Origin of the sequence: Paenibacillus chungangensis, assembly GCF_042675905.1 — a bacterium.
In the GTDB taxonomy this organism is placed as follows: domain Bacteria; phylum Bacillota; class Bacilli; order Paenibacillales; family Paenibacillaceae; genus Pristimantibacillus; species Pristimantibacillus chungangensis.
On record NZ_JBHTJZ010000004.1, the window covers coordinates 44,303 to 57,906 of the forward strand.

Below are 13,604 nucleotides of genomic sequence, written 5' to 3' on the forward strand. Positions count from 1 at the left end.
ATACTACATGGTATATAATCATCTATCAACCGCTGAGAGCAGCGGTCATGGGGAGAACTGGCATTCATGATGAATGAGCAGGAATTGCTTGATTTTATGAAAGAGACGGCATATAAGCCGATGACGTATCAAGAGCTGGAAGGGCACTTCGGCATATCGGATGCCGCGGAATTCAAGGCGTTCCTGAAGCTGCTTAACGCTCTGGAAGAGGAGGGCAAAGTTATCCGGACGCGCAATGAGCTGTACGGCGTGCCGGAGCGGATGAATCTACTGCGGGGCAAAGTGCATGCGCATGCGAAAGGATTCGCGTTCCTCATCGTAGACGAGAAGGATCATCCAGACGTGTATCTGCATGCCAATGACCTGAAGAGTGCGATGAACGGCGACATCGTGCTCGTTCGAGTGATGTCCAAGAGTGAGAGCGGAGGCCGCATGGAAGGCGAGGTTGTCCGTGTTGTGCAACGAGCGGTCACACAAATCGTAGGGACGTTCGAGCATCATGAGGCGTATGCTTTCGTCATTCCGGATGACAAGCGAATTAATCGCGATATATTCATTCCGAAGGAAGGATTCAAGGGAGCTGTTAGCGGTCAGAAGGTGGTCGTTCGAATTGTCTCCTACCCGGAGGGAAGGTCGGCCGCAGCGGGCGAGATCATAGAGATACTAGGGCATAAAAATGATCCTGGCGTCGATATTCTGTCCATTATCCGCAAGCATGGACTTCCTGAGGGCTTTCCGGAGGAAGTCATGAAGGAAGCTGAATCCGCTCCCGATACGATTACGGAGGAAGAGATTGCTCAGCAAGGGCGGCGAGATCTCCGGAATGAGGTTATCGTTACAATAGATGGCGAAGATGCCAAGGATCTGGACGATGCCGTTCATGTGAAGCGTCTGGAGAACGGTAACTATGTGCTGGGCGTACATATTGCCGATGTTGGCTATTACGTGAAGGAGCAGTCCGCATTGGATCAGGAGGCATACAGGCGGGGGTGCAGCGTGTATCTGGTAGACCGGGTTATTCCGATGCTCCCGCACAGGCTGTCGAACGGTATCTGCTCGCTTAATCCGCAGGTGGATCGTCTGACGCTCTCTTGCGAGATGGAATTCGACGGCAAGATGAAGCGGGTCAGGCACGATATCTTCACCAGTGTGATACGCACGAAGGAAAGAATGACGTACACGAATGTGAGGCGGATTCTGAACGCGACGGAAGAGGAGCCTGAGACGGAGCTTAAGGAGCGTTATTCCGAGCTGTTGGACATGTTCGGAATGATGGAGCAGCTGGCAATGCGGCTGCGCTCCAAGCGGATGAAGCGGGGCGCGATCGACTTCGACTTCCAGGAGTCGAAAGTGCTGGTGGACGAAGAAGGCAAAGCTGTCGATATCGTCAAGCGAGAGCGTTCGGTTGCGGAGCAAATTATTGAGGAATTCATGCTGGCGGCCAATGAGACAGTCGCGGAACATTTCCACTGGCTGAGAGTACCGTTCCTGTACCGTATTCATGAAGACCCCGACAGTGAGAAGCTGCTTACCTTCTTGCGATTCGCCTCCAACTTCGGCTATGTCGTGAAGGGCAAGGGTAACTCCGTGCATCCACGCGCGCTACAGACGCTGCTGGAGGAGATTCAGGGGACGAAGGAAGCGACGGTCATCTCTACGATGATGCTGCGATCAATGAAGCAGGCGAAGTACGATGCGGAGAGTCTGGGACACTTCGGACTGGCGGCGGAATTCTATTCTCACTTCACGTCGCCGATCAGACGTTATCCCGATCTCGTCATCCACCGCATTATGCGCGAGGTGATTGAGGGCGGCGGCATACTGAGTGAAGCGCGGAACGAGGCTCTGACGGCGCGCATGCCGGATATCGCTCAGCACTCATCCGAGCGCGAGCGAGTGGCGGTCGATGCGGAGAGAGACACGGAGCGCCTGAAGAAATGCGAGTTCATGCTGGATAAGGTCGGAGAGGAATTCGACGGCATTGTCAGCAGTGTAACGAGCTTCGGTATGTTCATCGAGCTGGACAATACAGTAGAGGGATTAATCCGGCTGAGCGACTTGAACGACGATTATTACCACTTCCATGAGATGCATATGGTGCTGATCGGAGAGCGCACGTCGAAAGTGTATCGCATCGGCGATGAGGTAAGAGTGCGCGTCTCGCGTGTCGATATGGAGGAATACACCATCGACTTCGAGATGGTGGACATGAAGCCGCGGCAAAGCTTCCGAGGCGTGTCCGACGGCGGTGGGTACGGTGCGGGTGGCGGACGGGGGCGCGGTCGCAATAACCGCGATGATGAAAGGCAGCAAGGAAGGCGTCGTGGACGCGGCGAACGTGGCGGCTCCAATGGTGTCTCTAGCGGGGGCAATAAGCGCAGAGGCCCGGGTTCCGCTGCTGGTGGAACTGGAGGGGCTGGCGCTGCACGGCAAGGGAAAGGTGGAGCTGGCTCAGCAAACAGCGGTATAAGCTTGGGCGGCGGACGCGAGGATGATCGACGCCGCAAGCGTGGCGACGGCGGCCATGTGAACACCGGGCCGGATGGCAAAGGTGTCAATCCGTGGATGAACGCCCCTGAGACAGAAGGCTTCATGCCAACTGACGAGGCGGCGGGAGGCTCGCGGAAGGACATGTGGGGATTACCGATTCGCAGCCGCACTCATCGCCGTGAAGGTGATGACGCCATTCGACATGAAGAATCTGGTAGCGACAGACGGCGTGGCGACGATGATTCAGGAGAATGGTTCAGCAGCCTGCCGAGCCGTCGTCAAGAACGCAGGAAGGGCGGTAGCGGAAGACACCAGGGCCGTGCAGATAGTAGCAACTCCACTGTGGGTGGCGGCTCAGGCGCAGGAGCAAGAGAAGGCGATGCTGGTCATCGTCGCAGGAAGACATCCCGAAGCGGTGTATTCGTCGGAGATGGCCACAGTGATTCCATAGTGGTGCCGCTAGCCGGAAAGAAGAAGAAAAAGAAGAAAAATGGGGCTTCCACAAAAGCTAGTAAAAAGAAAAAATAACGCTTGGCAAGCAGTGTAATGGCATTGAAGGAGCGATTGAACAGAGAGCCTTAGGGCTGATGTTGCGGTGACGTTGCGGTTTGACGCTCCTTCATTCATTCCGCTTAGATTCATTGGATATCGTTACAAAAAATATAAACATTCTATCCCTTGATTTTTCCCGGAGGCTATAGTAAACTCAAGTCATCTGATTGATGAGCCTGCATTCACATATTGAAAAGGGTATCATTGCATCATGAAGTCCTTTTCAATGTGTGAATTTTTTGTTTTTAAGAACAGAAATAGGCGCATATTAATATTTGTGCAAGGAGGTACACAGACATGCAACAAGGTACTGTTAAATGGTTCAACGCTGAGAAAGGCTACGGCTTTATCGAAGTTGAGGGCGGAAATGACGTATTCGTACATTTCTCCGCAATTGAAGGCGAAGGCTTCAAGACTCTTGAAGAAGGCCAACAAGTTGAATTCAACGTTGTGGAAGGCAACCGCGGACCACAAGCTGAGAACGTAGTTAAGCTGTAATAGCTGACTAGTTCATTCAACTTCATGCGGAAACCGCTCTTGACCGCAAGGTTGGGGGCGGTTTTCGTCGTATGTAGTTTCTTGATTTTATGATTCTGAATTGATACAATGAATGTCTGTCCGTATTGTAGTTGCTGAAGCGGATAAAGCCCGAATGTGAGGTGAGCGGCATGGGCAGTAAGAAGAATGACGGCAAGCAATTGGCCCAAAACAAGAAAGCTTCCCATGACTATTTCATTGAGGAAACATTCGAAGCGGGCATGGTGCTGAAGGGAACGGAGATCAAGTCGCTACGCAGCGGAAGAGCGAATATTAACGATGCATTCGCCACGATTCGGAACGGCGAGATATTCATAAACAACATGCATATTAGTCCATTCGAGCAGGGCAATATGCATAATCCATCAGACCCGACAAGAGCTCGCAAGTTGCTGCTGCACAAGGAGCAAATTCATAAGTTGTACGGTCAGACGAAGCAAGAAGGCTACGCGATCGTACCGTTGAAGATCTACGTGCGCAATGGCTATGCCAAGCTGTTAATCGGGCTTGGCAAAGGCAAGAAGAAATACGACAAGCGTGAATCGGCAGCGAAGCGCGATGCTCAGCGAGACATTCAACGTGTGCTTCGTGAGAAACAGAAGGTAGCTCGGTAATCACATCGCCGCAGTTAAGTTGCACCAGTGCTTCCATGGATGGAAGGGGCAGACTTGCCAGCAACATCTTGAAGCATTTGATCAGCGATCGTGTTATACTAAGTTTGTAGCAAGGAAATGTAATGTATATTATTAATCCGTTAGTTGTATCCACCTCACTCAAGAGGTCCTTTGTTTCATGCGCTAAATGTTGATCTTCCTGATCAGTGCTGTGCGATTGTACGGCGGCTGTGGGGATGAGGCTTCATTTATGCCGAATTTGGGGGCGTTTATGGATTCGACGGGGGTTGGACGAGCGCGGGTTGCGGGTAGCAGGGAGTCGTCTGCTTCATCAACGCTAAAGCCAATTAAATGGCAAACAACAAACAAACTACGCTGTAGCAGCTTAATAACCTGCTCGCGTGCTCTCGCTCTGCATCGCCCATGTGCCGTGATGAGGGCCCAACTTTAGTGGGATACGCTGTCACATCTCCGCCTGGGGTGTGCTGAAGAAGACAATCAGGCTGACCTGGATCGCAGCCGGTTACGGGGCGTCGGCCCAGGTGACATCAAAACTGTGACTACACCCGTAGATGCCTGTGTGACGTGATCTTCGGACAGGGGTTCAAATCCCCTCGCCTCCACCAATACCATCAGAAGGAGCACCGTGCTAGGTGCTTTTTTTGTTTGTTCTGAATACATGGTGGTTAGAGAAGCCCTGTAATCACTAGGTTTTAGCCAACAATCACAGGGCATCAGAATTATTTTAATCAACTCAAGGTGTGGTGCCGCCACGAATCATAACTTAATGCCATTCCGATACCATCGTTTTTTCAAACAAAAGCTTATCATCATGGGTCATTTGGAGCGTCAAATAGACCTTTCCAGCATCCCTGTTGATGAATAGCTTGGAGATATACTTACTAGCGATGGTATGCAACAACTGAGGATTCGGTACATCTTGATCGAGCAACCCGAGGAAGGTTTGGATATCGTACTTGATTGCAACAATACTCTCCTCAGGAACATTGAATTCCGACCAATTGGCTGTAACCCGTAAGTGCTCCGCTGTTTTCTCCCGCAGCTCATCCTGCATCTCTGTAAGCATTTCTTGATGATAAGACTTTACTTTGCCTACCTGAATATCTTCTTCAATCAATTTGATGCGCTTTTGCAGAAATTTAATCTCATTTTCGATGTTTGCCTTCTGAGCGATTCTGTGCTGATTGTTTTCGGTGTAGAACAGTCGCAGCTCATCTGTAAGATTGTCATTCACGAGAAGACGCATGAGTGCGATCCGTAAACGATTGGATACGATCTCTTCGACCTTTTCCTTGTTCCAGCCTACATATGCACAGTATTCTTTACCCTTCCTTAGGTATCCGCCGCATACATAGTAATGCTTCTTACCGCCCTTCGTTTTACTTGATGTTGAATTGCCCACCATGCGGGAACCGCACTTGTCACAAGTTATAGTCCCTCTGAGCCAGAATGGGGAAGAAGATTTTCTGTCAAATGGCTTATGAGTTTCGCCCCCACCATTGTTTCTTCCTTTGGCGATCTCTTGGCACTTGTTGAAGAGTTCAAGCGATATGATTGCGGGATGGGCATTTTCTGTGATTATCCATTCCGAGCGATCCCGCCACTTCTTGCCTTTGGTTTGGTAGTCTTGCTTGTTCCAGCAGCGCCGTCCTACATAGGCTTCATTGAAGATGAACGCCCTTATCGTACTTGATGACCATGTTCCTCCTTTCTGCGAAGGGATTTGCTGACGGTTTAACTCAGATGCTATTTTGGTGTAGCCAATACCTTCGTAAGCATATTGATTGAATATCCACTTTACTATATCGACTTCCTCACGAGGTCCGAGCACCCATACAGCTTTAGTCTTCTGAGCACCGATTGCAACATGTTCTGTTCTGTAGCCATAGGGAGGAGTGCCGCCATTATTAAAGCCTTGCTTGGCGTTCTGCGCCATTCCTTTGCGCACTTCAACGGCAAGATTAGCATTGAAGAACTCGGACATCACCTCCAGCATACCCTCTAAGAGCTTGTCCTGCGGCGTATCGTTATCAGTTTGTTCGGTTACGGAGATTACCTTAACACCGACTTGAGCCAGCAGAGCTTTGTAGATCACGTGGTCATCTCGCTTACGGGAGAAGCGGTCAAACTTATGGACCAGAATAGCGTCGAACGGTCGATTGCTACGCTTGGCTACCGCAACCATCTTCTGAAACTCCTGACGGTCATCGGTCTTGGCCGACTTTCCCTTCTCAATGTATTCACTAACGATGATGTATCCACGCTCCTGACAATATTGCTGGATAGCTTTGACTTGGGCGGGAATGGACAGTTCTTTCTCGGCTTGACGATCTGACGATACACGGGCGTAAATTGCAACTTTCATTGATAACATCTCCTTCGTATAGTCGTTTTTTGGCATAAAAAAAGCAGGTACACCGCTTGGGCATACCTGCGTGAAACAACATAATGGTGAATATGATTCATACCTTGAGCTTACGAAGTTGTAGCTCAGATTGAACTGCATTCCAGAGCTTTTTGCTAATGATTGCTGGATGGCTGTCTTCGGATACAATCCATTCAGATTGCGGTCTATTGCGTCCTCCCGTTTCCCGTTTCTTGTTCCATACGCGATAACCTATATAGGCTTCATTGCTGAGAATAGCTAGTATGGTAGAAGGAAGCCATTTACGGCCAGCGGGAACGCCTTGCTCATTGAGTATGCGAGCGATTTTCTTCCCGCCCATTCCATCAGCGGCCATGCTAAATAATTGCTTAATGATGTTCACCTCATCTTCAGGACCAAGCACATAATTCACCTTACTTCCCGTTCTGGCAAGGCGATAGCCGAATGGGGCACGACCGCCGCAGTGAAAGCCCTGCTCTGCATTCTCGCGCATTCCTTTAAGTGTCTCATGCTTCAGATTGACGTTGTAGAATTCCGAAATGACCTCTAACATTCCTTCCATTAGCATACCGTGTGGAGTGTCTGGTTCAGTATGCTCGGTGGCAGAGATCACGATGATGCCCAGTTTTTTCAGCAGGGCTTTGTAAATGACATGATCGGCACGACTACGGCTGAATCGATCAAACTTATGCACCAATATAGCTTGGAATGGTGCTCTGAGCTTCCTGGCATCTGCAATCATTCGCTGAAAGTCATCACGGTCATCGCTTTTGGCTGATCTTGCTTCATCCACGTACTCCTCGATGATACCCCAGCCATTATGCAATGCATGCTGCTGCAACGCCTCCCGTTGTGCTGGAATGGATAGCTGGCGCTCCGCTTGTTGCTCGGACGATACGCGTAGGTAAATGGCTACGTTCATACTTTTGTACTCCTTTCAAATGTGTGATGTTGGCTACTATCCTCCTCTCATTGTCTCAGCGCATCTCACCGCTGAATTGTCGCTGTCAAGGTTAAGAAACGAAAAAAGCCCAAATCCATATGAGGATTCAGGCAAGTTAACAGAGATATGCTTGTATTGATGAGACAAAAGCTTTGGTACGTCAGTCAAGGCCTAATTGAAGCGGAGCTTGTACAGCCTTGATCGACGATTCCCACTGCCAACACTATGCCATCCTTTGGTGAACAAGCCAAGGGATGGCTCACGCCGAGTGACGGGATAGCAAAGGGTGGTAGTCCTTTGCGTTTCCCCTCAGGGGAGGGCGGGGGAGGGCGGAAGAACAACTGATGGATCATCATTGAATATTAGGTCTATAATAGCATTGGCATCAATCTGGTTAACTGGAATGATTATTTTTTTTCGTATAGGCAAAATATCGGGAAGGTTCAGTTTTCTCCGTAATTCGTTTGTGACAAGTTGCAAGGTGTAAATGTCGCCATTAGTTAGATACGGTCGGAATTGCCCAACTCCCCGTTTAACCCCGCTAAACTTGGAAGTTCGAATCATCTCAGTGATTATCTCATCTTCTGTAGTCCAACCTTTAGATGTTAGGCGTGATGTAATTTGCATCATAGTAGAGATAAAGCCATTCTGATATCTGGAAAGCACTGAACCTGAATCTTGGGTAAATACGCGATCAGCTGCCTCTTCACCACGGGACATTAGTGTTGCTGCTCTTGACTTAAAGCGGGAACGCTCTCCTCTCTGTTTAGTTTGATCTATAGTCTGAAGTGCGGATTCAAGAAGAGCTTCATCTAAGTCAGGAATTTGCAGAAATTCTTTGCTGTAAGGATTTCCTTTCCGTCTACGATATTCTTGTGCTTTTGAATAGGCGGGATGATCAATTCCACTAATCTTTACTATCAGTCCCAGGTCAGCCAATTCATTACGCTTTTTGGATACGCTGTCTTTGTCTATTCCTGTGCAATAGGAGATTCCCGCCATTCTGTCGGATGTTTCGCGTACGCCTTCGAAGAAAATGGGAATTCCTTCAGCGGCCAGTGGCTCTGCAATAGCACACTGAGCTACAGTCTCAAGGTAGTAGCGATAATGCCCAAGGAGCTTCTTCCGATTCAAATAGCGAAATAGAGGTTCCCACGCACCCTTTCGGAAATCAGCGGATTGGATGAAACTTAGAATACGCTCACAGTGGCTTCGACATTGACGTTGATGCTCCGTTTGGATTGAGCGGCCGAGTGCAGCCTCGATGAATGAAACTATGTCTCTTGAATGGTAGTCTGTCGCCTCAATGATAAGGTCTATAAGCGACTGTCCTTTGCCCTTCCCATAGCATCCGTGACAGAAGTAAGCAAATTTTCCGTCCCCGAGCTGACGAACAATCGCTGATGGATGAACGTCCTCGTGTCCATGCAATATACAGCGAAAAGCAGTATCTAACGGTACTCCAAGTATGAGATGCAGAGGAAGACGCTTTATCGTCTCATAAGGGTCTATATTCGTATAGACAGTACAAATATTTTCTATTTTAAGAGTACTGTCTGTATCTTTATGAAGATGCTCTCGTAGAGCATCGCTATCACCGTTTATGATTGCAGTCATCGCTAGCGTGGTCTCGCCCCGAATGGTATCTGACTTCATGAGTGACACAGGGATGCTGTCAAATATGCGTTGTCCTCCCTGATTCAGCTTACTGCGAAGTTGGCTGATTCTTGGTACATCAGATACTCCTAACAGCTCAATGTGACTAAGGGAATTCACAGCTGCATAATCCTCATACAGCAACTCGTTGCCACCGTAGAAGATTCGCCCTAAGTCACTACACTTAGTATCAGCAACGATTAAGCCGTTCTTCTTGAATACAGAGTAGAGCTTGTTCAATACCTCGTCGCGCGTTGCCCGTGATGTTATTTCTTGATCTAATACGAACACCATGCGGAACTTCTGATGAGTATCTGTTGATGAGAAGCTGCTGTAGATGAATGCAGGAGACACTCCTGATTGCCGCGCCATATCTAATGCATCTTCAAAGGTTACGCAGTAGTTGTCACTTACACGCTCTTTATCACCGTTCTCATTATCAAAGTCGATGGCGAATACCTGCTGACTAATCCAATTAGCATCATTAGTAACTCCTCTTTTCAATCTAACAGGCGCGATGCTGTGCCCCGCAAGCCACATCTGAGCGAGTTGCTGGATTGTGAGGGGAGTATCTTTTACAGAGAACCCTTTTTTTATCAGTGGAGTTTTCTCGATTGCACTTTCTTTGTCGGCAAACGCCTCAATGCTTACCCTGACTTTAACCTTCATTTTTGTCACCTTCCAATTGTGTTATCGTCACCTAGAGCTTAACCAGCGAAATCCTTATCGGTGACGGAATCGACTTGTCAGAGCGTCCTCTTATCGCTGGCATTCTACTGAGTAACCATTAGCTCGAACGAAGTCAAGTTGAATGTGAAGGCGACCCCGAAGAATCGCCAAGACACGGAATACCCCTTCATCAATTTGTTGCAGAAGATGAGGTAATCGAAGGATGGCATTCAATCTGAGTACCATCACGCCCTCTTTCGGATCTTACTTTAGATATGCGGATAAATCCGCGATCTTCAAGGACTGCTAGGGCATTGTCAAATGTTTCAGCTGTTGAGAATTTTCCTTTTACAGCAGACCACAGAGTTTGGCGTTTGTAGAGCGGGATTCTCTTACGTTCCAAGACATTCAACAGATATTTAGCATCAGCGCTGGCTTCATTGGTCTTCACGCACCCGAAAGCAGCCTTTGCGTGCTCAATGAAGTAGTCGCTCAGTAATAATGCCCGATGCATTGTTTCACCTGATATGCTGTTATCAAGGCGTTCCGACTCCAGTTGATCATTCATATTCAGAATGACGGCGTGGTAAGCGGCAGCTATCCTTAACAATTGTCCAGGGAGCCGTTCGCACCAAGCGCGAAGAAATTCATGTGATAGTTCTCCGCCGCGACCTAATTGTGGCTCGTAGCCCTTGCGAAAGTTCTGGAAAAGCTCTAAAGCTTCAGGGGATAACAGCAACGGGATTGGTCTCTGTGGGTTAAACCGCAGAAGTCCTGTAAGCAAGTCATAGTAGCGAGAAGTTACTTCTGGAGGCATTGATTTTAGTTCGATGTCTCTTTCTCCCATATTAGATGAGGGCATGGTATAGAGAAATCTTCCCATCAAACCTCTTCCGATCAAACGTTCAGGAATGCTGTTCAACATCGCGGGTTGTACGAAAACGCCGATAGTTACTGTTGGATCATTAATGATGATGCTACCAGCCTTCTTCCGATCAATCGTTATTCGATCACCAGAGAATCCCTTTAGATAAGCATCAAGGTTCTGAAGTTTGCCATAGTGACGCGAGGCTAGCATATCGAAGACTCCTCCTTCCGTGGATAGGAGTGCAATTCGTGCATTATTCTGTTCCAATAGCTCGGCAAGCACAGCTGGAGTGGCATCATCTGCAACAAGGCGTTGAGACCGATCAATGAACTCATTAGAATCAGTGAACATCTGAGCTTGTAATCGTCGCTCATAATGAATGATGGGCTTAATCAGATGGCTGAATATGGCGCTTTTGCGTTCGCCTGATGGCAGTGCAATGCATACGTAGATGTTGTTCTTCTCAGTCCATCCTTCGCCATGCTGTGTCAGCTTTACAATGAACTTCTTAGCTACGGCTGTTGATATCATAGGTAGCAGAGCAACAGCGGAAGCATCAATCGGAGTTTGCGTAACGTCTGAGACCGATACGGCCATTTCTGATAAAATTGGTGGTAAAGATTCGATAGGGAAGGCTGGTGTTCTGAACGATTCAAATAGTACGGGATCTTCCCAGTTGTGGGCTGGCATAAGTTCTTGAGGTAGTTTGGTTGGCATTGATAATTCCTCCTTGTTATGTGTTTGACTTGAAGGTGTGGCGGCTGATCTCTGAGCTACCAATATGGACGTGATACGTGGTGTCCGCGATAACCATGGTTTGCAGTAGGGAGCATGTTAAGAACCTCCTTGACGGTGGATGGCCTTGCGGAATCCATAATAAAACGAACTTGAATTATAAGGCAATATGTCCAAGATAAGTGGCTATGGGATGATAATATGGTTATCATTGGGGTCGTTTGAGGGGAAATAGTGGTGGAGTATTAGCTAGGGAATTTGCTTTTTTCATGAAATTAGTCAAATTCTGATTTTAGTGATGGGAGCGAGAAAAATGAAGAGGAAAACACAAAGATTATATGTTCAGTCTGATGTGAAGGGGAGAATTGTAAGTAGGGCTGAAGTGCTGGTGTTATTGCAGCAGGACGTATGGTTCAAATTGGCGTATATCAGAGATGAGCTTCAGGAGATGTATCCAGGTGAGTTCTCAGTAGATGAGGTCGCTCGGCGAGCAAATATCTCGAAACAAAGCGTAAGGGATGCGGAAGGCAGTCGACGGGGAAAAGGCGGATTGAAGATAACGCCAAGGCGAGATACGCTCGAGAAGTTGGCTAAAGTCTATCCAATACCCATGAGACTGCTTGACGATGATTGCACGTTGGAAGAGGTTGGCGGATTCTATCTTGGCAAGCAGGAAGATAAGGATCGCTACTTTGATGAGTTTTATCTTACATATCGAAAACAACATATATATGATGATCGCGAAGTGCTAATTAATCCACAGGATAAGGCGCTGGGGTACACGTATAAATCACAATGCGGGCCGTTCGATCAAGGTGAAGATGTAATTCGTCAATCGGACGGGGGATTCACACTGGATCGTTATTCGGTTGCGCTGACGGTGTCTGTAAGCCAAGTGTCCTCTGGTCATGTCCTTTGGGAAAAGAGAATTGGAGATGATTCGGTAATGTTTCCAGAGGACACTAACATCCTAGAGCAACTCATTTCAAGCGAGTTGGCATTCTTATCAGAAAGATTTCGGAAAGCGCATTACGAGGAGGGGACGCCAAACGAAGAACAAGCACTTAGAAAAGCATACATGGATAACCTCAGAGTGTCGCAACTGCTTGCCAATCATCAAGCGTACGAACAAGCTATGAATGAAATAGAAGTGTCGCGGCAATCATCAGACGGAATTCCTTTACATCAGAACCCTATCCTGCGAAATCGACCAAGTTTAAAACTTAAAGACTTGAATGACTAGAAGTGGTTGAAGCTTTACTGCAGCAGGATTCGAGGGATTGTCTTATTGAACATGCCAAGACTAAATTCTGATTAATAGGGATTTTAGTGCAAATCTAAAATCACCCTGAAATTCATGTGGAGACGTGGGGTGACGCGGGTTTTCGTATTCTAGTCATTTTAGTCCTTGGTTTTTATCATATTATAGCTACTCCCCCAACGGCATGTGCTTATTCCGCGATTGTGTAAAGAGGATCGTAAACCCACGAATCCAGCAGTGGTGCGTAGTTCTGGATCTTTAAAGCTTGTTGGGTGTGATTTTTCGGAATCAGTCCAACTATTCGAAAAATAATTCTGAAAATCTATTGCAACTGAACGTTGTAATGGTTATATCTTATATGAGTACTCGGATGCTCGATCTTCCTTTCAAGTCTCCCGCTGTGGCGGCGGGAGCATAATATAACGATGAATAGGTGAACAGAATGAAGTTTAAGGCAAGGAAACTAACGAACGAAGAGATTGAACTAGCAATGCAGTTATTGTACGCAGGCGGCGATCACCAGATTATGTTGGGCGAAGGAATGCGCGAAATCGGCGAAATTCTGAGGATTAAGCGAACAGCGGACGAAATGACACTTGAGCAGCTCGGAATAGAACTCGGCATGTCTCCAGGTATATTAAGCGAGATAGAAAACTCTAAGCGTGATATCCCTCGCAGCAAAGAGAAGGTAGTGAACAGGTACTTGTATGATACCGTTTATTATTATGGCGATAAGTACGAGATTAGGGGTAGTTGTGAAGATGATGAGTGTTGAAGAACGAAATGGAATGAAATTTTCGTTAATGAGCCCGATATGTGGGGAAGAAACTTTAAACCAATGATGATGGGAGAATTCAATTATGGGACTTAAT

9 protein-coding genes and 1 other RNA gene are annotated in these 13,604 nt (G+C 47.7%); 6 read left to right on the plus strand and 4 right to left on the minus strand.

The genetic code is table 11. The features are described 5' to 3' along the window. Nucleotides 1–66 precede the first annotated feature (66 nt). From rnr to ssrA, 4 genes are all read left to right on the plus strand, one after another. On the plus strand, nt 67–3,018 hold the full coding sequence (gene rnr, locus ACFQ2I_RS00995) for a ribonuclease R (protein ID WP_377561584.1): 2,952 nt from the start codon (nt 67–69) through the stop codon (nt 3,016–3,018). A gap of 321 nt (nt 3,019–3,339) precedes the next feature. Then, nucleotides 3,340–3,540 (plus strand): cold-shock protein, encoded by a 201-nt coding sequence (locus ACFQ2I_RS01000; protein WP_377561586.1) that lies wholly within the window; start codon nt 3,340–3,342, stop codon nt 3,538–3,540. 170 nt (nt 3,541–3,710) lie between these two features. Continuing rightward, the gene (smpB, locus tag ACFQ2I_RS01005; RefSeq protein ID WP_377561587.1) at nt 3,711–4,193 is read left to right on the plus strand and encodes an SsrA-binding protein SmpB; all 483 of its coding nucleotides are present in this window, start codon (nt 3,711–3,713) and stop codon (nt 4,191–4,193) included. Between the two features lie 261 nt (nt 4,194–4,454). Next, nucleotides 4,455–4,819, plus strand: a transfer-messenger RNA (tmRNA) gene (ssrA, locus tag ACFQ2I_RS01010). 158 nt (nt 4,820–4,977) lie between these two features. On the opposite strand, the gene ACFQ2I_RS01015 is transcribed toward ssrA, so the two are convergent. The 4 genes from ACFQ2I_RS01015 to ACFQ2I_RS01030 all read right to left on the minus strand — a co-directional run bounded on the left by ACFQ2I_RS01015 (nt 4,978) and on the right by ACFQ2I_RS01030 (nt 11,453). Beyond that, nucleotides 4,978–6,579, minus strand: a complete 1,602-nt coding sequence (locus tag ACFQ2I_RS01015; protein WP_377561588.1) for a recombinase family protein — start codon at nt 6,577–6,579, stop codon at nt 4,978–4,980. A 97-nt stretch (nt 6,580–6,676) separates the two neighbouring features. Next, a complete protein-coding gene (locus tag ACFQ2I_RS01020; RefSeq protein ID WP_377561589.1) occupies nt 6,677–7,522 on the minus strand; it encodes a recombinase family protein in 846 nt (281 codons plus the stop codon). Between the two features lie 330 nt (nt 7,523–7,852). Next, complete coding sequence (locus ACFQ2I_RS01025; protein ID WP_377561590.1) at nt 7,853–9,868, minus strand: hypothetical protein; 2,016 nt, start codon at nt 9,866–9,868, stop codon at nt 7,853–7,855. A 190-nt stretch (nt 9,869–10,058) separates the two neighbouring features. After that, nucleotides 10,059–11,453, minus strand: a complete 1,395-nt coding sequence (locus ACFQ2I_RS01030; protein ID WP_377561591.1) for a YfjI family protein — start codon at nt 11,451–11,453, stop codon at nt 10,059–10,061. A gap of 331 nt (nt 11,454–11,784) precedes the next feature. Here ACFQ2I_RS01030 and ACFQ2I_RS01035 point away from each other — a divergent pair, with 331 nt between their 5' ends. Continuing rightward, a complete protein-coding gene (locus ACFQ2I_RS01035; RefSeq protein WP_377561592.1) occupies nt 11,785–12,714 on the plus strand; it encodes a helix-turn-helix domain-containing protein in 930 nt (309 codons plus the stop codon). Between the two features lie 460 nt (nt 12,715–13,174). Then, nucleotides 13,175–13,507, plus strand: a complete 333-nt coding sequence (locus ACFQ2I_RS01040) for a hypothetical protein (protein WP_377561593.1) — start codon at nt 13,175–13,177, stop codon at nt 13,505–13,507. Nucleotides 13,508–13,604 lie beyond the last annotated feature (97 nt).

Excerpts from the sequence above, each read along its gene's own strand:
- rnr (WP_377561584.1), top strand. The coding sequence starts at position 67 with ATGATGAATGAGCAGGAATTGCTTGATTTTATGAAAGAGACGGCATAT.
- ACFQ2I_RS01000 (WP_377561586.1), top strand. The coding sequence starts at position 3,340 with ATGCAACAAGGTACTGTTAAATGGTTCAACGCTGAGAAAGGCTACGGC.
- smpB (WP_377561587.1), top strand. The coding sequence starts at position 3,711 with ATGGGCAGTAAGAAGAATGACGGCAAGCAATTGGCCCAAAACAAGAAA.
- ACFQ2I_RS01015 (WP_377561588.1), bottom strand. The coding sequence starts at position 6,579 with ATGAAAGTTGCAATTTACGCCCGTGTATCGTCAGATCGTCAAGCCGAG.
- ACFQ2I_RS01020 (WP_377561589.1), bottom strand. The coding sequence starts at position 7,522 with ATGAACGTAGCCATTTACCTACGCGTATCGTCCGAGCAACAAGCGGAG.
- ACFQ2I_RS01025 (WP_377561590.1), bottom strand. The coding sequence starts at position 9,868 with ATGAAGGTTAAAGTCAGGGTAAGCATTGAGGCGTTTGCCGACAAAGAA.
- ACFQ2I_RS01030 (WP_377561591.1), bottom strand. The coding sequence starts at position 11,453 with ATGCCAACCAAACTACCTCAAGAACTTATGCCAGCCCACAACTGGGAA.
- ACFQ2I_RS01035 (WP_377561592.1), top strand. The coding sequence starts at position 11,785 with ATGAAGAGGAAAACACAAAGATTATATGTTCAGTCTGATGTGAAGGGG.
- ACFQ2I_RS01040 (WP_377561593.1), top strand. The coding sequence starts at position 13,175 with ATGAAGTTTAAGGCAAGGAAACTAACGAACGAAGAGATTGAACTAGCA.